This is a genomic window from Leyella stercorea (assembly GCF_021531655.1).
This window is the reverse complement of record NZ_JADYUF010000003.1, coordinates 80,512-106,316: the sequence shown is the minus strand read 5'-3', so window position 1 is coordinate 106,316 and position 25,805 is coordinate 80,512. Positions and strand designations below refer to the sequence as shown.

General features: G+C 48.1%; 16 protein-coding genes. 5 read left to right on the top strand and 11 right to left on the bottom strand.

Going from position 1 to position 25,805, the window contains the following annotated elements; genetic code table 11:
* Nucleotides 1-49: 49 nt before the first annotated feature.
* Genes I6E49_RS01750 through I6E49_RS01740 form a run of 3 tightly spaced genes read right to left on the bottom strand, consistent with a single transcriptional unit; the run spans nt 50 to nt 6,095 of the window.
* A complete protein-coding gene (locus tag I6E49_RS01750; protein WP_235400113.1) occupies nt 50-1,069 on the bottom strand; it encodes a DUF5017 domain-containing protein in 1,020 nt (339 codons plus the stop codon).
* 43 nt (nt 1,070-1,112) lie between these two features.
* Nucleotides 1,113-2,855 (bottom strand): RagB/SusD family nutrient uptake outer membrane protein, encoded by a 1,743-nt coding sequence (locus I6E49_RS01745; RefSeq protein WP_235400112.1) that lies wholly within the window; start codon nt 2,853-2,855, stop codon nt 1,113-1,115.
* A 39-nt stretch (nt 2,856-2,894) separates the two neighbouring features.
* Entirely contained in the window at nt 2,895-6,095 is a 3,201-nt protein-coding gene (locus I6E49_RS01740; protein WP_235400111.1) for a SusC/RagA family TonB-linked outer membrane protein, read from the bottom strand.
* A gap of 1,148 nt (nt 6,096-7,243) precedes the next feature.
* On the opposite strand from I6E49_RS01740, the gene I6E49_RS01735 reads away from it, so the two are divergent.
* Complete coding sequence (locus I6E49_RS01735; RefSeq protein WP_235400110.1) at nt 7,244-8,107, top strand: hypothetical protein; 864 nt, start codon at nt 7,244-7,246, stop codon at nt 8,105-8,107.
* A 17-nt stretch (nt 8,108-8,124) separates the two neighbouring features.
* Nucleotides 8,125-8,310, top strand: a complete 186-nt coding sequence (locus tag I6E49_RS01730; RefSeq protein WP_235400109.1) for a hypothetical protein — start codon at nt 8,125-8,127, stop codon at nt 8,308-8,310.
* Between the two features lie 548 nt (nt 8,311-8,858).
* On the opposite strand, the gene I6E49_RS01725 is transcribed toward I6E49_RS01730, so the two are convergent.
* From I6E49_RS01725 to I6E49_RS01705, 5 genes are all read right to left on the bottom strand, one after another.
* Nucleotides 8,859-9,725, bottom strand: a complete 867-nt coding sequence (locus I6E49_RS01725) for a nucleotidyl transferase AbiEii/AbiGii toxin family protein (RefSeq protein WP_235400108.1) — start codon at nt 9,723-9,725, stop codon at nt 8,859-8,861.
* A 1-nt stretch (nt 9,726) separates the two neighbouring features.
* Nucleotides 9,727-10,308 carry a type IV toxin-antitoxin system AbiEi family antitoxin domain-containing protein gene (locus tag I6E49_RS01720; protein WP_235400107.1) on the bottom strand — a complete coding sequence of 194 codons (582 nt, stop codon included), beginning with the start codon at nt 10,306-10,308 and terminating at the stop codon, nt 9,727-9,729.
* 204 nt (nt 10,309-10,512) lie between these two features.
* Entirely contained in the window at nt 10,513-14,505 is a 3,993-nt protein-coding gene (locus tag I6E49_RS01715; protein ID WP_235400106.1) for a hybrid sensor histidine kinase/response regulator transcription factor, read from the bottom strand.
* Nucleotides 14,506-14,528: 23 nt separating this feature from the next.
* Nucleotides 14,529-15,239, bottom strand: a complete 711-nt coding sequence (locus I6E49_RS01710) for a tRNA1(Val) (adenine(37)-N6)-methyltransferase (protein ID WP_235400105.1) — start codon at nt 15,237-15,239, stop codon at nt 14,529-14,531.
* Between the two features lie 25 nt (nt 15,240-15,264).
* Nucleotides 15,265-16,293, bottom strand: coding sequence for a diacylglycerol/lipid kinase family protein (locus tag I6E49_RS01705; protein WP_235400104.1), 1,029 nt, complete (start codon nt 16,291-16,293; stop codon nt 15,265-15,267).
* 190 nt (nt 16,294-16,483) lie between these two features.
* On the opposite strand from I6E49_RS01705, the gene spt reads away from it, so the two are divergent.
* The 3 genes from spt (at nt 16,484) to I6E49_RS01690 (ending at nt 20,668) form a co-directional block, all read left to right on the top strand.
* Nucleotides 16,484-17,671 (top strand): serine palmitoyltransferase, encoded by a 1,188-nt coding sequence (gene spt, locus I6E49_RS01700; RefSeq protein WP_235400103.1) that lies wholly within the window; start codon nt 16,484-16,486, stop codon nt 17,669-17,671.
* Between the two features lie 195 nt (nt 17,672-17,866).
* Nucleotides 17,867-19,288, top strand: coding sequence for a 23S rRNA (uracil(1939)-C(5))-methyltransferase RlmD (gene rlmD / locus I6E49_RS01695; protein ID WP_235400102.1), 1,422 nt, complete (start codon nt 17,867-17,869; stop codon nt 19,286-19,288).
* 210 nt (nt 19,289-19,498) lie between these two features.
* Nucleotides 19,499-20,668: a porin gene (locus I6E49_RS01690; RefSeq protein WP_235400101.1), complete on the top strand. Its 1,170-nt coding sequence runs from the start codon at nt 19,499-19,501 to the stop codon at nt 20,666-20,668.
* A gap of 258 nt (nt 20,669-20,926) precedes the next feature.
* Here the strand turns inward: I6E49_RS01690 and I6E49_RS14390 are convergent, their stop codons facing one another.
* The 3 genes from I6E49_RS14390 to ccsA form a co-directional block, all read right to left on the bottom strand.
* Nucleotides 20,927-21,061: a hypothetical protein gene (locus I6E49_RS14390; protein WP_262911495.1), complete on the bottom strand. Its 135-nt coding sequence runs from the start codon at nt 21,059-21,061 to the stop codon at nt 20,927-20,929.
* 180 nt (nt 21,062-21,241) lie between these two features.
* Nucleotides 21,242-23,056 (bottom strand): alpha-L-fucosidase, encoded by a 1,815-nt coding sequence (locus tag I6E49_RS01685; RefSeq protein ID WP_235400118.1) that lies wholly within the window; start codon nt 23,054-23,056, stop codon nt 21,242-21,244.
* Between the two features lie 358 nt (nt 23,057-23,414).
* Complete coding sequence (gene ccsA, locus I6E49_RS01680; protein WP_235400100.1) at nt 23,415-25,712, bottom strand: cytochrome c biogenesis protein CcsA; 2,298 nt, start codon at nt 25,710-25,712, stop codon at nt 23,415-23,417.
* Nucleotides 25,713-25,805: the final 93 nt, after the last annotated feature.

Below are 25,805 nucleotides of genomic sequence, written 5' to 3'. Positions count from 1 at the left end.
AGTTAAAAGAGTTAAAAGGAGGGTGTGATTGACACACCCTCTCTTAATATTACTCAACAACCTTAATGGTCAACTCCTTCATCATTCTTGAATCATTCTTGTAGTTAACCTTTGTTGCGATGAATGTTGCCTTGTATTCGCCCACCTTATTATATGTATAGGTGTAGTTCTCAACATTCTGTGTTATGTTCTTGATGACAGTGCCCTGGTCAGGTTCACAGTATGTGGTAATCAAGCCGTCAGAAACGAGCCAGCCGTTTTTGTTGCCTGTCTTACCGCCACCGCCAGCGATGTAGAAGCCACCGTTCTGTGCATTTACCACGTTCCAGATACCGGGTGTGTTGTTTGTCATTGTGCCGTACTCGCGGTTGGTCTTCATGCCAGCCTGCTTCTCGAGGTGGTGGTTGCACATCATGTTGACAGCTGTAAATCCGTACTGGCTCGGCATGAACTTCGACACGATACCGTCCTTGCGTACGTTCTCGATGTACATCTCAGAGAAGTTGTAACGTGGCATTGAGTTCTTGGCATCGTCAATAGCCTGGTAGTGTATAGCCAGTGTCATAGGCTTGCCAAGATATTTTGTTACGTCGACAGTGTATTCTTTCTGAATGTTTGGCTTGTCAGGAAGTTCGCTCTTTGCAACGAGCTCGTTCCATGCAAACTTCTCAACGAGTACAGAGTCCTTCTTGAAATCGTTCTTGGCGAGACCCTCAAACTGGTCGCTTACTAACATTTCGAGAGTATTCTCGTATGTCTTGCCGTACTGTGTGCCAATCTTGAAGTGCAGTATTGCCGATTCGATATCCTCAGGAGCTACTTCAGTACGTTGACGATGTGCATATACAGCACCCGGCTCGCCGCTGTAGAACATGATGTTGTCGGGTTCGCCTGAGAAGTTGAACACTACTGGTGTGCCAGCCTTTACTGTTACGACGTCGCCCTGCATTGACACGCCGTCCTGTTCAACGCGGATGCCCATCTTGACGTCTTCTGTCAGCTCGTTGTCGCAACTTGCAATCATTGCAGCACCGAGCAGGAAGAATATATAATATTTAATTTTCTTCATTTTTCTGTTTTTTTACTGGTTTGAATTTCAAGTAACTAATACTTTACCATCCTGGATTGTTGTCCTTGATGAGCTTGTTTACTGACAGCTCCAAGGCAGGGATGGGGAAGTAGTTGTAAGCTTCAGATATGTTGAAGTATGTGTGTACGTTGTTAGGACCGAGGTTCCAGTTCTCTCCCGACTGTGCACGCTGTACAAGAGCGTTCATGTTCTGTACATACTCACCCCAACGGATAAGGTCGAAGCGACGTGTCATTTCGAAGCAAAGCTCCATAGCACGCTCGTCCTTAATTGCCTGACGGAAGTCTTCAGTGTTCATATTTTGTGAAAGCTTACTAATGCCTGCACGTTCACGTACCTCGTTGATGCAATCGTAAGCCAAATCAGTTGGAGCAGCGTTAATTTCGTTCTCACACTCGGCAATCATAAGCAGAACGTCAGAGTAGCGAAGAATCGGGAAGTTGATAGCAGTGAGGTTTCTGTTCTTCTTGTCGGCCTCATACTCGCGACGCCACTTGCCACAGCAACGGTCGTAGAACTTAGAAGCTTTCTTCGGGTCTTTCTCACGGTCACCGATAGTAGCACCCGGTTCAGTCTCGCCATACTGGAATGACTCATCCCAATACTGACCCTTAACCTCAGCAAGTTTACCAACTTCAAACTCGCGGCCGTCAACAGCACCACCTTTTCCTAAAGATTGTGTGTACTTGAACGGAGCAATCGACCAGTTCATACGGTTGATATCATTATTTGAAGTATAGAGCTCATAGAGTTTCGGAGTGCTCCAGAAGAAAGCATATCCATAACCTGGGTCTTTCTTGCCTACAAACGCACTATTTTCTGAGAGATCTGGACCCTGAATGCCGATAATGTTGCCTACACGACCCTCTGTTGTCATAGTACCCTTGCCATTGCCTGCAAACTCTGCTTCCCAGATGCTCTCGGGGGCTGTAGTGTTGTAGCGGTCGGCACACTGGTCGATGAAGTAGTCCCAGTATTTAGGAGCAAGCTTGTGTCCCTGTGTCATTACCATCTTGGCAAACTTGCCAGCCTCTGTGAAGTACTTCTTGGTCTCAGCCTTGTTCTCAGCCACCTTCATACGGTGGAACTCACCTGCACGGAACATATATACACGTGCCAGAATGCCCCATGCTGCTGACTTTGATACTCGTCCTGGCTCATAATTGAGTGATGATGCTGTAGGAAGGTCTTCTGCGCTCTCTTCCATTTCTTTGCAGATGAAGTCGTATATCTCGGCTCTCGGTGTCACTGCACGCTGCAGATTCTTCACGTCAAGCACAGGCTCTGTATAGAAAGGAACGTCGCCCCAGCACTCTACGAGATTGAAGTAGTAGAAAGCACGAAGGAAGCGAGCCTCTGCTGTATAGCGCTTGAGGTTGGCAGGCTTCATGTCCTTGATGTCTTCAATCTGGCTGAGCAGGATGTTGGCGCGGTTCACACCAGCATAGAGTGTATACCAGAACGAAGCTACGTATGAGTCGCTCGATGTAGCGTTGTTGCAGATAAGACCACCGTTCAATGGAGCACGGTTAGCGCCACCATAGTGTTCCAGGTCATCACCGCCTACGAGGTAGAAGTAGTTGCCACCGTAGTACGACTGCTGGGTGAGGATGGCGTAGATGCCTTTTAGAAACGAAGAAGCTTCGGTTTCTGTCTTGAGATAGGTGTCCGACGTAGCGCTTGTCGGTTCCTTGTCAAGGAAGTCGCAGCTGCCCATTGAGAGCAGCGCTGCGAGCAATATGATTGTTGTCTTTATAGATTTCATATATATAATATGTGTTTAATAGTAATGCATTTTAACTTCTTAGAAACCGAGGCTTACACCGAAGCTGAACTGACGAGCGCGTGGATAAGCCGAGAAGTCGAGTCCCGGAGTAAGGGCGCTGTTGCGGATTGATACCTCAGGGTCGTAACCGCTATAGTTGGTGAGAGTCCAGAGGTTCTGTGCTGCAAAGTAAACGCGCAGGTTGTCGATGCGGAAGCGTGTGAGCAACTTCTTCGGTACTGTATAGCCCAATGTGAGGGTCTTCAGACGCAGGAATGAGCCATCCTCGATAACGCGGCTTGAGAATACGCGGTTTGAGCTTGATGCTGTAGCACGGGGAATGTCGCTGTACGGATTGTCCTCAGTCCAACGGTCAGCATACGAAGCAAACTGGTTGAGTTCGCGAGCCTTGTTCCATCCTGACTCGAAGAAGAGACGGTTGGCATTGAGCACGTCGTTGCCGTACGACCACTGGAAGAATACGCTGAGGTCGAAGTCACCGTATGTGAAGTTGTTGGTGAAACCACCTGTGTGTACTGGCAGACCATTGCCGATGATGGTGCGGTCGTTGTCGTCGATGATACCGTCGTCATTGAGGTCGCGGTATTTAGGCATACCCGGCTGAGTGTTGTTTTCGCTGGTGTAGTGAGCTACAGTAGGCTTCAATGTGTATGTATCGCCCGACTTGTCGAAGTCGTCATACTTGTATGTGCCCTCGTAGATGAATCCGTACATTGAACCCATTGACTGGCCAACTTTGGCTATATAGCTCTGCTGTGTGTTGAAGTTCTGGTCGAACGAAGCAGCTGTAGTCAGAGTGGTCTGTCCCTCGGTCAGTGCCAACACCTTATTCTTGTTGAATGCGATGTTGAAGTTGGTCTCCCAAGTGAACTTCTTGTTCTTAATGTTGACGGTGTTGAGGGTGAACTCGATACCCTGGTTGCGTACCTTACCGATGTTCTTCATTGAGCTTACGTAGCCTGAAGAAAGCGGCATGTTGGCGTTAAGCAGAAGGTCGCGTGTGGTCTTGCTATAGAGGTCGAGAGTAATGCCGATGCGGTCGTTGAGGAATCCGAGGTCGAAACCGAGGTTCCACTGTTCGGTTGTCTCCCACTTAAGGTCGTGGTTGCGCAGAGTAGAAGGTACAGTACCTACGTTGTTCACATTGCTGCCCTCAGGGAATACACCGCTCGGAGTAGCGCCGAGGTAAACCTGACCGTTCCACTGCTTTACTACCTTATAGAGTCCGTATGAGTCGTACTCGCCTACACGGTTGTTACCGGTAAGACCCCATGACAAACGAATCTTTGCATTGTTCACATATTTATTATATGGCTTCATGAAGCCTTCCTCAGCCACGTTCCAAGCCAATGAACCTGAAGGGAAGTAGCCGAAGCGATTGCCCTTGCTGAACTTAGACGAACCGTCGGCACGCATTGTGAATGTAGCGTAGTAGCACGACTTGTAGTTGTAGTTGAAGCGTCCGAAGTAAGACATCATCGACCATGAGCTCTTCAGTGAAGAAGCGCCGGTAGGAGTACCCTGGTCCATACCCGACATACCGAGATTTTCGTTAGGGATGTTGATGGTCTTGTACGAATAGTAGTCGTAGTCAGAGTTCTGCAATGAGAAACCGAGCAATGTGTTGAAGAAGTGCTTCTTCTTGATGTTGGTCTGATATGTCAGGGTGTTCTCGTTGAGCCATGTAGAGCGCGAAGAGCGTGTAACGCGAGCGTTCACCTTGTCATTTGAAATCGGACCACCGTAACGGGTCTTAGAGTTGTTGAAGTTGTCGTTGTTGTAACCAGTGTCGGTATAACCGCCCGAAATCTTCAGCTTCAGACCCTTCATAATGTCATACTCCAAGAAGCCGTTGAACTGAACGTATGTGTTCAGAGTATGGTTATAAGCGTTCTGGAGGTCCATGTATGGGTTGAAACGGTAGTCGTTAGTTGTGTTTACCATATCGTCGACACCATTGTTAAGAAGGGTTGACAGCGGAGTACCAGGCTGTGTTACCGGACGATAGCCCCATACGTTATAGAACAAGTTGTTCATACCCGAGCTGGCGTTCTGCGAAGGCGAAGCACCCTCCTGGTTTGTACGAGAGTAGTTGACATTGAGGTTGATGCGCAGCTTGTTCTTCTTTATGTTTGTGCCCATACGACCCTGAACGCGGTTGTAGTTAGAGTTGATAACAACACCGTCCTGGTCGAAGTAAGACAAAGAAGCGTTGTAGCGGATGTCCTGGCTACCACCAGTTACGCTAACGTTGTGGCTCTGGATAGGAGCTGAGTGGAAAATCATGTCCTGCCAGTTGTACTGAGCGATATTGCGATAATCCTCGAGTGTCCACTCCTTGCCATCATATTCTCTGATGTACGGATTGATGTTATTGGCTGTTGTAGGATTAATTTCGTTCTGGAGCTTAACGAATTCGTAAGCGTCCATCATCTCCATCTTCTTAGTTACTGTCTGCCAGCCATAGCTGCCGTCGTAAGTAATCTTAGCCTTACCGGTCTGACCGCTCTTTGTAGTGATGATGACAACACCGTTGGCACCACGTGCACCGTAGATAGCCGATGCCGAAGCATCCTTAAGAATGTTGAGCGACTTGATATCGTTAGGGTTGATGCTGGCTGCTACCGAAGCATTCTCAACTGGGAAACCGTCGATAACATAGAGAGGGGTGTTGGCCTGTGTCAGTGAGTTGTTACCACGGATGGTGATGTTCATCTGTCCACCCGGCATACCTTCGCCTGAAGATACGTTGACACCGGCAATGCGTCCACCAAGAGTCTGGTCGATTGATGACACCGGAGTGTTGGTGAGCTGGCTTACGTCAGCCTTGGCAACCGAACCCGTAAGGTCGCGCTGGCGAACCGGCTGATAGCCCACAACTACGATTTCACCAAGAGTCTTCTTGTCTTCTTCCAGTACGATCTGCATTATCTTACCCGGTGTAGCCTTTTCTTCCTTGGTGTTGTATCCGAGGAAAGAGAACTGCAGCACGGTGCCGCGCTTCACGTTGATGGTGAATGCACCGTCGATGTCGGTAACGGCTCCAACATTGTTGTTGCCCTTCACCTTGATGCTAACTCCCGGCATAGTTTCGCCGGTATCGTCCTTGACAATTCCCGACACCTTTTCCTGCGCCATAGCAGTGAGCGATGTAGCGAAAATCATCATAAGCAAGAATACCAGAGTCTTGATTGTTTGGATTTTTACTCTAATTTTCATTTCTTGAAGGTTTAAAGATTATATTAATTGTTGTTTGTTCGGGTTCTCGTCTGCAAATTTAATATAGTAATGTCGCGTGTGGGTTTAGTATAATACATATAAGTTCTTTTTGGGTACAAAAAGTGCTTTTTCTTTGTTTTTAGTACGTTTTTGTATGTTCGTTGAACAAAATTAAACTTTTTTTCTTTTGCTTTTTCGGTTTTCTTTTAGGTTTTAGTTATTTCTGCATCAGAAAATGTATCTTCTCACGTCGCTGCATTAGATATCGCTTTTCATTGGCTTTATCGTTTTGCAAATATACAAAATGTCTTGACAAGAAGCAAAGAATATAGCATAGATTTTAACTAAAATCGAAAAAAGAATAAAAACCAATATCGTGCCAAATCAAATACGAAAGTATTATTATAAGTAACAGTTCTACTACAGATTGCTATGTTTCGATGTCGTTTTGAAAAGGAGTCCTTTTGGGTTGCAAAACGAGTCCTTTTGGTGAGCAAAAGGAGTCCTTTTAAAAGGCAAAAGGACAACTATTGGAAGGCAAAAGGAGTCCTTTTGATTTTGGGGTGAATTTCCTCCTATAGAAAGTAGCTCATATATTAAAATAAATATGACCACATACTTATTAAATGGCAAAGTATATTATAATAAATGGTCAAGTATTATTATAATACTTCTCGTTCGGTCTTCGATTGGTCTTCGATAGGTTCTCGTTCGGTCTTCGTTCGGTCTTCGTTCGGTCTTCGTTCGGTCTTCGATCGGTTCTCGTTCGTCCTCCGTTCATCCTTCGTTCATCCTTCGTTCATCCTCCGTTCACCCTTCGATTGTTCTTCGTTCGCGAATCGAAGATCCATCGAATAGATATCAAAGTATCAACGGATTATTAACGGAACGTCTACCGACGTACAACGATATCGTAGCGAATACGTAACGGCTACTCATGCTTTTTTGTACGCAATCATACACTATACGTACAAAAACGGAATGATTTGTTTCTTTATTAATTAACATTTTTGATTTCATTTAGTAATTTTGCAAACGGAAAATATAACAACTTAAATCAACTTTATAAATTTATTATCTATTATGAAATTATCTAACAAACTAAATTCACTGCTTGTAGCACCGCTCGCAATCGCTTTGTTTGCAGCATGCTCAACAGACGAGAATTTGTCGGACGGGGGGTAAGTGGTCAGACTCTTACTTTCTTGGCTCTTAATGCTGAATCAGAAGATGCAGCAGGTAGCCGTACTATTTTTGACAACACAGTAGGCGAGGGTAGTACAATGGACAATGTTACTGCTAAATGGGACGCTACAAACGACAAAGTAGTAGTGTATGGTGGTAACGATTATCAGAATTGTGGCGATTTTAAGGTGTCAAAACTTTCTGCCGATGGTAAAACTGCAACTTTAACTGGTAAAATTCCAACTGCCGTTACTGAGGAAGGAACACCTATGTATGCGTATGTTTCAAATGCAAAGATTAAGAAATATAATGGCGGAAAGCATTTGGAAGTAGATTATTCAAAGCAGGAGGGAACTTTCGAGGATGCTATGGCTCATACTTTGTTTTGGGCTAAGACCACTTATACTACCAAAGGTGATATGCAGTTCATATTTTTGTATAAAACAACTTATTTGAAACTTACTCTTGATTTTGGTGATGCTACTCTTAATAGTACAGCTTCATTATTGCTTAATGGTACCAAAATTTCTTCACTTTCGCGTATTAATGCAATTAATAATAAAACAGATGGTACGGATAATAGCGGTGGAACAAATTATATTGATGATACAAAAGGCGTAACGATAGAAAAAGCAACCATAACAAATGGTAAATCTGTGGTATACGTTGCTCTGTATCCACAGCAAGTAGAAAATGTAAAGTTGGTAGCAACACTTGCTGATGGCACCAAATATAATTTCGATATTTCAAAAGGGAAAAAAGCAACTCTCGGCACTGGAGCCATATATCATATCACACGTACAGGCGTAAAAGAAGTAAAACAATAATTTAAAATCACAAGAAAATGAAGAAATCATATATAACCCCCGAAGTAAATGTAATTCAGTTGGAATCGATGTCAATAATGGCTGGCTCTGATGGAGGTACCATATCTAATCCTTCGTCTAAACCCGACCCATTCCAGTCAACTTCTTCAACTCCCAGCACAGCCAGCTTTGACATGTGGGATGACACGGAAGTTGCAGAATAATATGTAGAATAATATAATCGCAAGGATATTATTAATGCCGTCTGCGGGCAAACGGAATAGGTTTGCTTGTAGGCGGCATTTTTATATGAATAAACTTATGTCCTGAGACGCTTGTATCTGTCTCCAAATACGAATACGTATTCATCTGCCAACGATAACGTATTCATCTGCCAATGATAACGTTTTCATTGGGCTATGATAACGTATTCATAAATAAGTAAAAAAAGAGGGGCACTTTAGATTGTGTCCCTCTTTAATTTTGTCATCCTACATATTTTTATATATGTAATCGTTTTCTTTTATGGTGAAAAGACTTGATGGACTATTCACCTCCCCATTCTTTGTGCTGTTTCAAGTTGAGGTCTGTATCAATCTCATTTTGTGGGATTGGCCAAACGTCATCCTGAGGACCTCTGTAAGAACGGGTGTAATCTCCCATACCGTATGTTTCATATTCTTTATTCATACGTTCAACGGCATTCTTCTTTTAGGAATATTTCTTGTGTCGCATTATTTTTTTTTAGACGAAAGAATTATAAAGTAGTAAACTACTTTTCCCAATATTTTTCAGCCATAGGCTGCAACCTTTCTCTTAGTACTTCCATCACTGTTTCGAAATTAAGAGTCTCTTTCCATTGAATCTTTTTCAAAAATGCTTTCCAACGAATTATCCGTGCTGCATCTGTTGCAAAACTTTCTGTAAACAACTGCAATTCTGGATTGTATTTTAGACCTCGATTATCGAAAGTAGCCTTGATAGCATCATATAACGTTTCGTTATCCAAGTCCCTATTTATCAGGAGTTGATAACAGTCGAAGAAATCTTTCATGCGACTATTGAGTACATCACGGTCTATCATTGTATGAAATTTCTCTGCGACAACTGTCTCCAATGAATATGCCTGTATGTTTACAGATGGAATGTCGGGCAATAGCAATGGAAAGTCAATGGTTGTGGGATATGGAGTAACAATATCACCAAAACCAATGTCAACAGACATGTTGTAAGCAATGGTATCCATGTGGGCAGTAAAGTAGAATCTGGTGCCAGGATATTTCTTTTCGACTGTGATTGGTTCTAACTTGATGCTGTCAACGTCAAACGTCACTCCATCCTCGTCGCATACAATGTCTAAAATTTCATGGAACACATGCGCAAGATAATCCCTGTCATGACCGATTCTGTCAGCCATAAAATCAACATCTACCGTAGGGCGTGACTCAAGTCCATTTATGGCATAAAGCAAAGAGCCTCCTTTCAACAAGAAATTGTCCTTATATTGGCTGACAGATACTCTGTAAAGCAATCTTTCGTTGAAGTATCTTGCCAAGAGATACATATATTTATAGCCAGTCTCATTCATTAGATTGAGCAAGCGTGTTTTTATAGACTTGCCGTAGTTTTTCTTTCCCATTTTATTCTATTGCTATTTCAAGGTAATTTTTCAGTGTGTTGAACACTCTGAGGCGTTTTGCAAAATCTTGCAAACGAGTGAGATTACGATTAGGCTTTCTCAGATAAGAGCGTATCACTTCCGCACATATATCCAAACCCAATTTGTTTCTGTATTTCACAGCATCACAAACACTTCGCTCCATATCGGTAATGCGAACATGGTTTCCGGAAATATCAGCATCCATAATGCCAAACTCCAGGTTCTCCTTTTTCCAATAATACAGTTCTATCGGAAGGGTATCGGGTATTACCACTTTCCGTTTATTGGCAATGGCAATGCAAAAGGCAGGTGGAACTGTTGTCGAAAGCTGATGGTAAGACCAGGCATTGTATAGGCATATGATACCATTTGGCACAATCCGCTCCACATCAATCATTGTATTAAGCAAGGCATCAGGGACTGCATATATGCCGTGACGCAACTTTATCAGGTCGCCACGTTCTTTGGCTCTCAGCAGCCGCTTATACTCTGACGTATCAGGTATATCAGTCGTAGAGATTGTGCCTCCAAGTGCTGACACTTTATGCATTATATTGTCCATTTCACATTTTATTATATGTTATCACTGCTGCAAAAATACAATTAATTTTGGAAATGTGGTAATATTCTACGGATAATTTTATAAAATACCGTATGCTTTTGCTGGTTTTGTATGAGGATGTGCATTATATGTTTCTACGCAAGTAAAATTTTAAGTTTTTCTTGCGTAGAAACATAGAATGCTGTAAAATGTATTCCCCTTTGCCTACTGTGCCGGCTGTTGGTTGTCGGCATTACGATAAGCCGAGGGCTGTATCTTGTACGTATCCTTGAAGCACTTGCAGAAGTAGCGTGGCGAAGAGAAGCCGTTGGCGTAGCTCACTTCAGCAATGCTCAGGTCGTGACGTTCGCGCAACATATCGGCGGCTTTACGCAGTCGCAGGTTGAGGATGAAGCTCTTTGGGGTTTCGCCCGTAAGGTTCTTCCACTTGTTGAAGAATGCTGTGCGCGACATTCCTATTTCTCTTGCAAATGTGTCAACGCTGAATTCTGAGTCGGAATAGTAGCGGTCGATGATGAGCATAGCGCGGTCGAGCAGGTCCTTATCCATAGGATTGGTGGCGAGCATGTCGGCCTCGTGATGTGGATGCTGGCTGAACTTACGTTGCAGCAGGCGTCGCATATTGATGAGGTTGTTGCATCGCGACACGAGAACATCGTTGTTGAACGGCTTTGTAATGTAGTCGTCGGCACCCGTTTTCAGTCCTTCTAACTTCTTCTCGACGGCTGTGCGTGCCGTGAGCAGAACCACCGGGATGTGACAGGTAGTGAAGTCGTGCTTTATGGTCTTGCACAATTCCAGTCCGTCGATGTTAGGCATCATCACGTCGCTGAGGATGATGTCGGGCATTTCGTCGCCTATCATCTCCAGAGCTTCGGCTCCGTCTACAGCCGTGCGTGTGCGGTAGAGTGGGGCGAAGAGCGTAGAGAGCAGCTGTCGGATGTCGTCGTTGTCCTCGACAATGAGTATTATCGGGCGCTCGTCGTGACCTTCAGGAGTATTGCTTGTGTCGTTTTCCACCGAGGTGTGACTCGTTGTGGCGCTGTCGTTAGCTGCCAGAAGTTCCTTGGTATTGTCGTTAGGCAATGGTTCGTCGGTGGTTTCCTCGGCAGCGAAAGCGTCGCGCTTGGTAGGCAGCGTCACGCTGAACTTGGTGCCCTGTCCCTGTTCTGATGTCACCTCAATCGTTCCGTGGTGCATGTCGACAATGCCTTTGGTCAGGTTCAGACCGATGCCGGTGCCGATGTCGGCAACAGTCTCGATGTTGCGAGCCTGATAGAATCGGCTGAACAGATGCGGCAGATCCTCCTTGGCAATGCCCGAACCGGTGTCGCTGACCGTTATTACAGCCTGAGAGTCGTCGGCATGTGCCGCAATAGTCACCATTCCGCCCTGCGGAGTATGCTTGATGGCGTTGGATACGAGATTGCTCACCACCTTTTGCATCTGCTTCGGGTCGAACCACATAGGCAGTTGGTCGGGCACATCAATCTGTAGGGTGATGTCCTTGCCCAATGTATACTCGGTGAAGAGCGTCGCCGTATTGCGCAGCAGAGCCGACATGTCGGCATGGCGTGCGTGGATATGTGTGTGTCCCTGCTCCTGTTTGCGGAAGTCGAGCAGTTCGGATATGAGGCTGCGCAGCTGGTTGCAGTTGCGGTAGATGCCTGTCAGCTTGTTGCGCGTGTCGCCTGTGCACGATATCTCCTTGATGAGCGAGTCGGCGAGACTTATGATTACCGTGAGCGGAGTGCGTATCTCGTGCGACACGTTGAAGAAGAAGCGCAGCTTCGACTGGTTCTGTTCCTCGATGTCGCGTACACGTTGCTTTTCAAACTTGAGCGATTCAGCCAGGCGTATGCGGTCGCGGTATTCGAGCGAGAGCCACCATACGGCAGCGCCTATACACATTATATATATAATATAAGCCCACCATGAGAGATACCAAGGCGGCAGTATGCGTATCTTGAGACTTGCTGTGGCTATGTCGCTGCCCGGGCAACGCAGTTCGAGAGTGTATGTTCCCGATGGCAGACCGCTGAACGACAGAATCTTCTGGCGTGCAGGAATCCATTGGTTAGACAGTCCTTTGAGTCGGAACTCAACGGGTCGGTCGTTAGCCTTAATGAAGTTGGTGGTGAAATATTCCACGCTGAACACGGTCTGGTCGTGGTCGAGCGTGAGTTCCTTGGTGTATCGCAGGTCGTAGTCAAGGATGTTCGACCCGTCGTCGGGCTGTATCTCCTTGCCGTTGACGTACAGCTGGCTGAAGCCCAAGCGGAACGGCGCGGCAGTCTTGTAAAGGTCGCGCTCGTCGAACATCACCATTCCGTCGATGCCGCCAATGAGTACCTTGCCGTCGTGCGTCACGTACAGTCCCTTCTCGTTGATTGACTCAAGCGGAATGCCCACAGCACAGTCGTAGTTGCGTATCTCGCGTGTTCGGGTGTTGAGTACAGCGAAACCGTGGTTGGTAATGAGCAGCATGCTGTATTTGTCGAGCGACGAAGGTGTGGCGGCATATACGCCGTCGCCCTTTAGTCCGTCGGCAGTACCGTATGTCGTGAAGTACTTGTTCTTCTCGTCATACATATTGATGTTGCCACTTGCTGTCGACAGCCAGACACGTCCCAGTCGGTCGTTGGTGATATGGCATACGTAGTTGTTGCTGATAGTAGTGGTGTCGCCCGAATGGTGGACAAAGTGTTTGTATTTGCCCGTGCTCAGGTCGTAGCGATAAACGCCGTTGCCGTCGGTGGCTATCCACAGACGATTGTGTCGGTCGATGCACAGGCTCGGCACAGCCAGCATGTGCTCGCCTTGTATGAGTCGGGTGAAGCGAGGCGTGCCCTTGTCGTCGGGATTGATGTATGCCACACCGTTCTGTGTGGCTATATATATGCGTCCCTTATATTCTGTGATGTCGCGCACGATGTCGTCAGGCAGCGATGTACGGTCGTTGCGATTGTGGCGATAGTTGCGTACGTTGCCCGTTGCCAGGTCTACACGATAGAGTCCGTCGAGATGAGAGCCTACCCACATTGTGTTGCGTTGGCGGTCGAAGTACAGAGCCTTGATATTGGCAGCAGGTATACTGCTGTATCGGCTGAACTCCTTAGTCTTGCGGTCGTATAAGTTCAGTCCGCCACCTTCGGTGCTTATCCACAACCGTCCGCTTGCGTCTTCAGCCATACATCCCACAACGGGGAAGCTGAGTGCGCCCTTCTGTCTGGTAGAGGCACGATAGCGTGTGAATATCTCGTATTCAGGATTGACATAGTTGACGCCACCGAAGTAGGTGCCTATCCACAGAGTGCCCTGCTGGTCGCATATAATGCTCCATATACTTGAGTTGGTGAGGCTGCCCACCTGGCCGTCGGCAGTAAACAGACGATGCTGTCCGTTAGTGGGGTTGTAGCGCACCAGTCCGTGATAAGTGCCTATCCACATGTTGCCCAGACGGTCTTCGCAGAACGTTCTGACAAAGTTGCTCACGAGCCATGAGCCAGCCTTCACGTTGGTGATGTTGCCGTTGGGTGCAATGGTCCACAATCCGTTATACCAGCTGCCCACCCATATATTATGGCGTGAGTCCTCGTATATGGTAGTAATGTGGGCGTCGTTGATGATATGCTTTAGTTTGCCACCCTGCAGGAGATACAATCCTCCGCTTGTAGTGCCTATCCACAATCTTTTGCGACTGTCAAGAGTCATCGTAGACACCGTTTCGTGATTCGGCAGTCGTGCGAACAGCTTCTTGGTCTTGCCCTTGTCGGTGGTGCGGTATATAATGTTCTTGTCCGACATGTACAAGGCGTCGCTGTAGCATATCGACATGTTGCCGCTCCGATGCAGCGTAGTGAAGCGTCGTGTGTACACGTCGAGGCAAGCTACGCCTTCCGAGCATGACAGATATATGGTGTGCTTGCCGTCGCCTACAACCTGGCGCACGTTGTTGCAGAATAAAGAATGCGGATTTTTGGCGTCGTAGCTGTATACGTGTATGGAGTTGCCGTTGTAGTAGTCCAGACCCATACGCGTAGCCATCCATATTGTTCCGCCCTTGTCGGCAAACACGCTGTTGACGGATATTTGCGACAGTCCGTTGGCGGGAGTCAGGTGGTTGAAGTATATGTTTTGTGCGTGTGCCGTCAAACTGCACACTATATATATAAATAAGGTAATAAGACGTCTCATAGTCAATGGTCTTGTTGTATAGATTATTTTATGTAGAAGTCGGCTGTTAGTTGCTCATACCATCCCGAACGGTTGCCGAAGGCATCCTGAAGACATTGCTCCTCAGACATGAACTCGTGCGTACACGATGCGTGGCGGAATGCTATGAGATAGCGTTTAGGCTGTTTGCGCTGTGTGGTGCGTATGGCGCAGCGTCGTGAAGGTGTAAGGTTTGCCATGTAAGCTTCGGTGCAGAATTGGCTGAGGCAGTCGGCTGGTATCACGGCGCTGAATTCGCCGTTGGCTGCAAGCAGTCGTGCCACCGTCTCGAACAGCTGTCGATAGGGCAGGGTGTCGGCATGTCGTGCCACGGCACGTTGCTGGTCGGGATTCTTGAGCGAGTCGGTGAAGAACGGCGGATTGCACACTATGGCGTCAAATAGTCCGTGTGTGTCGGCAGAGAGGTTCTGTACTGGCGATTCGACTATGCTGATACGGCTGGCAAAAGGAGTGCGGCTTGCGTTGTCGCGTGCCTGAATGGCAGCGTCGTGGTCGATGTCTACGCCTGTGACAGAGGCTTCGCCGTATCGTTGTGCCATCATTATAGCAATCAGTCCGGTGCCCGTTCCGATGTCGAGTATACGTTGTCCGCCTTCAGCCCATGCACCAAGAAGCACGCCGTCGGTGCCTACCTTCATGGCACACTTGTCGTGCTTAATGTCAAATTGCTTGAATGTGAATCCTCTACTGCTCATCGTTCAGTCGGTATGTACACGTATTTCAGATGTTTAGCCTTTTCTGTATAGCCTTGCTCCATTGCTGGAATTTGCGTCGGCTTTGTGCTATGCCTTCGCGTATTTCGTTTATCTCGTTAAAGAGTTCGGCTGCCGCATTCTGCAAGGCGTTGGGTTGTCGTTCGCTGCGGTCGGCCATAGTGTTGACGATAATGTTTATTCCCTTCGGCTTAAGTTCGATGTCGATGTCGGCACCAGTCATTACGGGGTCGCCGTCGTAGTGTATCACGCCCGGCTTGTCGCGGTGTATGTGCAGATGGCGTGTACGGAACGTCTTTATCTTGGAGTTCTTGTCGAGCGTCTTGCTGAACATCTCGATGCTTATCTGCGGAGCTTCGAACACGTCGAACGGCTCCATTATTATCACGTCCATCAGTCCGTCGCTCATCGAAGCCTGCGGAGCTATATATGCATTGTTGCCATATTGCGACGCATTGGCGCACGATATGAGGAACGCCTTGTACTGTAGCGTGCCGCTCTCGTCCTCGATGGTGTATGTCTCGGGTTTGTATTTCAGTCCCTCGCGCAGCACATTCTCCACATAAGTGATGGGTCCGCGCTTGCCCGCTTCGGCAAACTTCATGCTCACAAAAGCGTCAAATCCCATGCCGCATGTGCAGAAGAAAGGGTAGTCGTTGATGATACCGTAGTCGAGTTGGCGCACTTCGCATCTGTTTATGACATCAATGGCTTTGCGCACATTGAGTGGCAATAGCAGGTGGCGTGCCAGTCCGTTGCCCGATCCGCAGGGTATTATGCCCAGCGCCGTATCTGAATGCACTATGGCACGAGCTACTTCGTTGACGGTTCCGTCGCCTCCAACAGCTACTACAACGTCCACGCCGTCATCCTTCGCCTTAGCTGCAATCTCCGAGGCGTGTCCTGCATATTGGGTTATGGCAATCTCGTACTCGAACTTCTCCTTATCGAGATACATGTCGATAAGCCCTGGTATGGCAGCCTTGTCGGATGTGCCGGATATAAGGTTTATAACGAAAACGGCTTTTTTCTTCATACGTGTTGTTGAAATATATAATTATAGTTACAAAAATAATAATTTTTGATTTCTTGTATAGATTTCTACAATTAAAAATCCAAAAATAACACATTTCTCAAGAAAAACGTCCTTATTTGGGTTCTTTTTTGTAACTTTGCAGCCTGAAATAAACAAATGGAGGTATACGATACCTTTTTTTAATATTAAGATGGGACAATTACAGGAAAAGTACAAGAGCTATCGTCTTCCGCAGAAATACATGGCAGAAGGCGTGTATCCTTATTTCCGTGAGATAACGAGCAAGCAGGGTACAGAAGTAGAGATGGGCGGACATAAGGTTCTTATGTTCGGTTCAAATGCATACACCGGACTTACAGGCGACCAGCGCATCATCGATGCTGCCAAGGCCGCTCTCGACAAGTATGGTTCGGGATGTGCCGGCAGTCGCTTCCTTAACGGTACACTCGACTTGCACGTGCAGCTTGAGAAGGAACTCGCCACATATGTAGGCAAGGACGAGACATTGTGTTTCTCTACAGGTTTCTTCGTTAACTCTGGCGTATTGGCAGTTGTTGTAGGACGTGGCGACTATATCATCTGCGACGACCGCGACCATGCGAGCATCGTCGACGGACGCCGTCTGTCGTTCGCTACACAGCTGCACTACAAGCACAACGATATGGAGGATCTTGAGCGCGTATTGAAGAACCTTCCTCATGAGGCTATCAAGCTGATCGTTGTTGACGGTGTGTTCTCTATGGAGGGCGACCTCGCCAATCTGCCTAAGATTGTCGAGCTGAAGCACAAGTACAACTGCTCGATTATGGTTGACGAGGCACACGGCCTTGGCGTATTCGGCAAGCAGGGACGTGGTGTTTGCGACTATTTCGGACTAACCGACGAGGTAGACCTTATCATGGGTACATTCTCAAAGTCAATGGCAAGCATCGGCGGATTTATCGCCGGCGACAAGGATACAATCAATTATCTGCGTCACACATGCCGTACATATATCTTCAGCGCATCAAACACGCCGGCTGCTACTGCCGCCGCTCTTGAGGCGCTGCACATCATCCAGAATGAACCTGAGCGTATCGAGAAGCTGTGGAACGTAACACGTTATGCTCTGCGCCGCTTCAAGGAGGAGGGATTTGAGATCGGTGAAACCGAGAGTCCTATCATTCCGCTCTACGTACACGACGTTGACAAGACATTCCTTGCTACTGCAAAGGCTTTCGAGTATGGCGTGTTCATCAATCCGGTTATACCGCCTGCATGTGCTCCTCAGGACACATTGGTGCGCTTTGCACTTATGGCTACACACACCGAAGAGCAGGTTGAGCGTGGCGTTCAGATACTCAAGCGCGTATTTACAGAGCTGGGCATTATAAAGTAAGAATCACTCTACTTAAAGTAGAAGTCACTTTGTTTTTTTTACACTACGGGCTGCATGCCTTCATCACTATGCCGTCAGATGCGGCGAGTATGAGGACATGCAGCCCGTTTTTTGTCGTTTTTTGTATGAATGGACCCCTTTATATCAATAAAAATGGCTAATTTTGCATTTTGAAAAAATAGAAAAGAAACATATATGTCAAGAAAAAAGAAACCGCTTCCGATACTCGAGAACGTAACTATTGAGGCTGTGGCAGCAGAGGGCAAGTCGTTGGCTCACGTCAACGATATGGTAGTGTTCGTGCCGTTTGCCGTTCCGGGCGACGTTGTCGACCTGCAGGTGCGCAAGAAGAAGCACAGCTACTGCGAGGCAGAAGTGATAAGATTCATCAAGAAGAGCGAAGTGCGCGAAGAGCCTATGTGCCAGCACTTCGGCATTTGTGGCGGCTGCAAGTGGCAGAACCTTCCCTATGCCGAGCAGCTCAAGGCCAAGCAGCAGCAGGTACACGACCAGCTGCGTCGCATCGGTAAGATACCTTTGCCCGAGTTCCGCCCGATTATGGGTTCGGTACATATCAAGGAGTATCGCAACAAGCTTGAGTTCGGATGCTGCAACAAGCGTTGGCTCACACGCGAACAGATAGCCGAGGGCACTCAGTTTGACAACATGAACGGCATAGGATTCCACATCACGGGCGCATTCGACAAGATTCTGCCTATCGAGAAGTGCTGGCTCATGGACGACTTGCACAACCGCATACGCAACGCCATACGCGATTATGCCTTCGAAACGGGTATGACATTCTTTGATTTGCGCCAGCAGCACGGTCTGTTGCGCGACATTATGATACGCAACTCCAATACCGGCGAGTGGATGGTTCTCATTCAGTTCCACTATGATGAAGAAGGTGACGAGCAGCGAGCCAAAGGTTTGTTGCAGCACATTGCCGACATGTTCCCCGAGATTACCTCGCTCATGTACGTCGACAATCAGAAGTGCAACGACACATTCGGCGATCTCGACCTCTCGGTATTCAAAGGCAACGACCATATATACGAGACTATGGAGAACCTGCGCTTCAAGGTAGGCCCCAAGAGTTTCTATCAGACCAATACCGAGCAGGCTTATCATCTCTATTCGGTAGCGCGTGAGTTTGCACAGCTCACCGGCGACGAGCTTGTTTACGACCTCTACACAGGTACGGGTACTATTGCCAACTTCGTGGCTCGCCAGGCTCGTGAGGTGATAGGTATCGAGTATGTGCCCGAGGCAATCGAGGACGCCAAGGTCAATTCTAACGTCAACAACATAGCCAACACCAAGTTCTATGCAGGCGACATGAAGGACATTCTCAACGACGAGTTCATCGCCGAGCACGGCCGTCCCGATGTCATCATCACCGATCCACCTCGTGCAGGCATGCATCCCGATGTTATAGAGACAATCCTGCGTGCTCACCCGAAGCGCATAGTATATGTCAGCTGCAATCCGGCTACACAGGCACGCGACTTGCAGGCTCTTGACGTGGCATACAGCGTCAAGGAGGTGCAGCCTGTTGACATGTTCCCGCATACTCCGCACGTCGAGAACGTGGTATTGTTGGAAGAAAAGGCTTAAGCAATGCAATTTTGAATTTTGAGTTTTGAATTTTGAATTATCGGTTGCACCGATTTTGAATTATCCATTTATGAATTGAGAGTTGTTATATATATAATTCTTAATTGGATAATTCATATTGTGGCTTTGCAGAAATAATTCAAAACTCAGAACTCAAAAACAAATATAAAAAACTCAAAACCCAAAATTAAACAAAAATCAATACTAAAAATGAAAAAGCTTTTATCTCTCGCTCTTGCTACGCTTGCCACAACGGGCGCGTTGGCTCAGCAGGGCAAGCCGAAGATTTCGGTTGTCAGCGACATCAAGTTCAGCGGCTATGTAATGTCGCAGTATCAGTACAGCGACAAGGAAGCCAATGATGGCACCAAGGACATCAACACCTTCAACATCCGTATGGTGCGTATGGCTCTTGAGGGCCGACTGATGCAGGACTTCTACTGGAAAGTCCAGCTCCAGGCCAATGGCAATACAAGCGACCTCGGATCGTCGCCACGTATGGTTGACGCATTCGCCGAGTGGCAGAAATTTGAAGCGTTCAAGGTGAAGGCAGGACAGTTCAAGCGTCCGTTCACATTCGAAAATCCTATGCACCCCATCACACAGGGATTTATGGGATATTCGCAAAACGTTAGCAAGTTGTCGGGATTCAACGACCGTGTGGGCGAGCATGCCAGCAACGGACGTGACATTGGTGTGCAGATTCAGGGCGATATCATCAAGAATCAGGCAGGTCGCAACCTCGTGCATTATCAGATTGGCGTGTTCAATGGTCAGGGTACCGGTCAGAAGGATGTCGACCAGCGCAAGGACATCATCGGCGGCCTTTGGGTTATGCCCGTTAAGGGATTGCGTATTGGCGCTTTCGGATGGACAGGTTCGTATGCCCGCAAGGGAACATGGAACGTTACCGATGCCAACCATAAGCCGGTGCTTGACGAGGATGGCAAAAATGTAGTTGAGAGCGGCGTGCGCTCATTGTCGAAGAACCGCTATGCGTTCAGCGCCGAGTATGCTGCCAACGACTGGACTTTCCGTTCGGAGTACATACACAGCCAGGGCTACGGCTTCAAGACAACGTACAAGACTGGCAAGGAGACCGACTGCAACATCAACTATGATGCCGGCGACAAGGCCGACGGTTTCTATGCGCTCATGATTGCACCGGTAATCAGCAAGAAGCTCTATGCCAAGGCTCGCTACGATATGTATCGTCCTACTGCCGAGTGGAACAAGGCGAAGACCAACTACGAGATTGGTGCCAACTACTGGATAGGCAAATCCATCATGATTGCTGCCGAGTATGTTCGCGTCAACGACCGCAGTCTCAACAAGCCTAACTACAATATGTTCGACCTCGAGTTTGATGTGAAGTTCTAATCGTATCGGTCTGAGATATAATCAAACACAAAAAGAGGGCGTGCATTCTATGTTTCATCAGTAGAAACATAGAATGCACGCCCTCTTTTTATATTCTTCCGACATTTCATGTGACAATATTGGAAGTTGAAGTTTCAAATGAATTGGCAATAAAAAGGTAGGAGGCTATGGCGTCCTCGCCGTAGCCTGAGCAGTTAGACGATACATTCTTTTTATTTGTTCTTAGCACCGCTGCTTGCTTAGGAGGGATGTCAAAAGTCAAACAAAGCGGGCTGAAAGCCCAAAAAGCACATAGCCCAAGGTAGTGCCTTGGGTGTACGGATTGAAAATAGCAAAACGCCCTGCAAGGGCAAAAGCATTGATAATTAACGCTTTTGCCCTTGCAGGGCGCATTGGTATTTGTGATACTTTTACCCAGGGTGTTGCCCTGGGCTATGGGCTTCTGCCCCCTTCGGGGCGTACTGCTGTGAATTTTGCACACCCTCCTCCTACATTTTGGACTTCATTAAAAACTATCCGTATCACTCCATATTTCGGATGAGCTTCTTTTTATGTATTGTGGAGTTCTGCTTTTTAGTTTACTCCCAATGCCTCGTAGTTCATCTTCTCGCCAACCTTGACCATGCGCTCAGCCTTGAACTTAAGGTAGCGTGTCTTGACGGTTGGGAAAGTCACGGTCTGCAGAATCGGGTTGTTCTGTATGTTTGAGAACTCGTCCTTCTTCAGAGTCTTATGTACGTTGCCGTTAGCGTCGCATGTGCTGATGCTGTAGGTATGAACCAGACCCTTGCGGTGTTCGCTCTGGTCGGGCAGATATTGCAGGGTTGTGATGTCCTTAGCCTCGCCCAGGTCGATAACTACCTCGTCTGCGCCCTTCTTTACGATAGTGAACGGCAGCGACTTGAGGTCTTCGGCAGCCTTGCTCCATGTCAGTTTGGCGTCCTTTCCGCCGTCGTACACACCGATGTTGTTGATGCAGAGCGGACCGCGTGAGTCGAGTATGCGCACGCGTATGCCCTTCGACTCGACGGTGGCAAAGCGCAACAGACGCTTGTAGCCTATGGTTGTGGTCTCCTCAGGCTGCTCTACTGTCTGCCACTGACCATTGTTGTCGAGATATTCCACGCTGAACTTCTTCACGCGCTGTCCTAGTGGGATGTACTCCTGCAGCATGATGCGGTTCATGCGCTGTGGCTTCTTGAATCGGAATTCAATGTCGCCGGTGGTCACACCGTCTGGGGTTGCCCAGTAAGTGTCCCAAGAGTTGTCGGTAAGAGCCTTTGCTGTGAACTGTCCGCCACGTTCGCTGCTGACACGAGCCTTCATGCCAGCCACGAGGTTGTTGCTGAGTTCGCGCTGTATGATGTTGTGATAAGTGATGGCGTTGGCCGAGTCGATAGGATGGATGAGTCCGTCGCGGTCGACGGGGAAGTTGAGCAGGAAGGTAGCGTTGTGTCCTACGCTGCGGTAGTATAGGTCGACAAGCTGCTCGGGCGACTTCACCTTGTCGTCCTCTTCGGGATGATAGAACCATCCCGGACGTATCGACACGTCGCACTCGGCAGCTGTCCACTGGTTGCCGTCGGCATGTCCGTAGGTCAGTTCGTGGTAATTGGGGTAGCCAGGATAAACCTCGCCCTTGCGCAGGAAAGCCCAGTTTGTCTCGCCTGCAAATCCCTTCTCGTTGCCAACCCATCGGCATCCGGGACCGCCGTCGCCGAATACTACGGCATTAGGCTGTATCTCGTCGAGCATTTTGAATATGTGCGGGTAGTTGTAGTAGTTCTTTCGGTCGATGGTGCGCTGGTCCTTGGCTCCGCCATAGTAGCCGTCGCCACCGTTGGCACCGTCAAACCATACCTCAAACACCTCGCCATAGTTGGTGAGGAGGTCGCGCAGCTGTGCGTAGAAGTAAGGCAGATAGTCGGGTGTAGCATATTCGGCACGTGAGCGGTCCCACGGCGAGAGATAGACGGCAAACTTCAGTCCGTACTTCTTGCAGGCGTCAGCCAGTTCGCGCACCACATTGCCCTTGCCGCCACGCCAAGGCGACTTGCTCACGTTGTAGTCGTTGCCCTCGAAAGGCCACAGACAGAATCCGTCGTGATGCTTGGCTGTCAATATCACGCCCTTCATTCCGGCAGCAATAAGGGTCTTCACCCATTGCTCGCAGTCGAGTCGTGTGGGGTTGAAAGTCTTAGGGTCGGAGTCGCCGTATCCCCATTCGCGGTCGTTGAAGGTGTTGAGTCCGAAGTGTATAAAGGCGTATGTCTCCATCTTCTGCCAGTCAATCTGCTTCTGTTCGGGCACCGGCAGGATTGGGGCGGGAGCCTTCACGTCCTTCTGAGCCGACGCATTCACACTCAGCATGGCTGCGCATGCCAACATGGCTAATGATTTGCCAATTTGCTTTCTGTTCATAGTGGTAAATGTGTTATTTAAGTAGGTTGTACAAATTTACGCTATTTTTCTGACAAAACCTAAGCTATGGGCTTAAATAATGACTTGATTCTTTTTTGAATTTTGAATTTTGAATTCGGAATTTTGAATTGTTCTCGGCTACGCCTGCGATTGTGAATTATTCAATTTTGAATTTATGGATTCGAAAAGGATTCGTTTTGCACTTCAAAAGGACTCGTTTTGCTGGTCAAAAGGACTCCTTTTGCATACTAAAAGGACCCCTTTTGCAAGCCAAAAGGAGTCCTTCTCGAAAACTGTTCTTATTTCTATCGCAAACGATGCTGATTTAAGCGTAGCTGTGCATGCCTCCCAGCACGTAGTTGACGCCGAAATATGTCATTATGATAGTGAGGAAAGCCACAATCATGAATACGTGAAACGCCATAGGGCGGCGCAATGCCGGCAGCGTCTTGGGGTGAAGTGCCACGGCATAAATCATGAATGTGATGAGTGCCCAGACCTCCTTGGGGTCCCATCCCCAGTATTCGCCCCACGACACATTGGCCCATATAGCACCTACGAATATGCCGATGCCGAGGGCAGCCATGGCAGGATATAGAAACAGCAGTGACAGCTGTTGCAGTGCGAGCGTTACGGTTGAGGCGTTGCGGTTGACCATCCGCACTATTAAGGCGGTGATGCCGTTTATCAGCGGGAGCGAAAGCAGGGCGAAGCCTATCATTATTATCGACACGTGAATGCTCAGCAGGGGCGAGTTGAGCACAGGCATGATGTGCGTTATCTGCGGATCCATCTGGCTGATGTGGCTCACCAGCAGGAAGAATCCCGACATCAGGAATCCGCATGTGAGCAGTATGCGGAAGCGCAGACTGAACACGAGAGCCACAACCTGCACTATCCATGCCACGAAGAGCATCGTCTCGTAGCCGTTAGACATAGGCAACGTTCCGCTGATGGTCCATCGCAGATACTGGCAGTAGGTGAGTGAGGCAAGCGATGCGAGCATAACGATGGCTGACAATGCCGTTACGAGTGTGTCGACGGGCGACTTGCGTCCGGCACGTGTGTCGTGGTTCTGTTCCAGTCGGCACTCGCGGCACAGCCTTACTATCGTGTAGAAGAAGGTGAGCACACCCATCGTGAGGCATACAATAAAGAGTATTGTGGCAAACGGAATGCTGTTGTATGTGCGTTCGGCTTCGGTCTGTCTGGCAGTAGGCAGCGATGTGCCTGCATTTTTGACTTGATACTTCTGTATCTTGCCTATCATCTCGTCCATCTGCTTGTAGTTTCCGGCTTCCGCCTCATCGAATAGCAGGGTGAAAATGGTCTGTATGAATCGCTGATGTTCGGCATTTATGGTTTTGGGCATGTCTTCGGTGGGCGCATACCATGTAGTGTTCTTGCCCTTGGTGACGGGGAATATCTTCAGCAGCAGACCTCGGCGCAGGTCCATAAGCAGCTGTATCTTGTCGTCGACCGAAGCCACCTGCGTGTGAAACTTGTCGTGGTTGCCCTCGTAGTATTCCTTTACGTACGGGCCTATGATGTACCCGCCCATGTCGTTGTTGAAGAAGTTGTTGGCAGAAACGTAGTCGGGCAGCTGGAGTGTCTGCTTCATCTCGCCGTCCTTCATCTTCAGTATGGGTTCGTCCATCCACTCTTCGCCCCAGAATATCCATCCCGTGAACACCTGCTCGGCGGTGAGTCCCTTGTACGAGCGTGCTCCGTATAGCTTCTTGGTGAAGTCGATAGCCACGGTCTGTACGGGACAGATGCGGCTGTTGTAGAGTATGTTGAGGCGTCCGAACTTCTCGGCTGTTGATGCTGGCAAATAGTGGGCTTTGACATTATCGGTAGTCGAGGCAGCCCATAGGGTTGAGGCTGGCATCAACGTGAATAACAGCGTCACAATCAGCGCACCCTTCTTGAGCAACTGACTGTGCAGCAACCCGCGGTAGGCACCGCGCGGATCAAAGAGCATACCGATGAGCGAGACGAACAGCAGGGCATATCCGGCGTAAGTGACGGGTATGCCTATGGGGTCGGAATTGGTAGATAGGGTTGCGCCAAGACCGTCGCTGTCGTACGAAGCCTGGTATATTCGCATCGATCCGTAGCTGAATATGTTGTTCATCGAAACCTTGCCTTGTGTGGTCTGTCCGTTGTCGGTCAGCGTGAAGTGCGACACGTAGTCTTGCGCAGCATCAGTTCCGGCGTGATACTGCACGTCAAAGCGGTCGAGACGTATGCTGAACGGCAGCGTGGCAGGGTGGGCGTTCATGTCGCGGTCGTATACTTTATAGCGGTCGGTGGGCAGTCCTTGGCGCAGATGTATCGTTCCGCGCTCGGCGCTTATGTGCGTAATGAAGGCTCCGACGAGTATTATTACGAAAGAAAGGTGCAATGCCGTGCCTGTCCACGAGCGTGTACGATGCTTTATATAATATAATGTGGCGGTGGCGGCAAGCAGCGCCCATAGCAGCGTAAACCACCATGCACCGTATATGTGGCTCCCCACAAAGTCGGTACCCTGATACTTCTCGACGATGGTGGCTGCCCCCATGCACACAATCACGAGTGCATAGAGTGTGAACAATATTTTCTTTATCTTGGTCTGCATAATATATATAATGTGTATTGTATATTGCGTCTGGTATGAATGAAGTTCATTATACGTATATGCAAAGTTACCTAAAAACGTGCAATGTGGCGG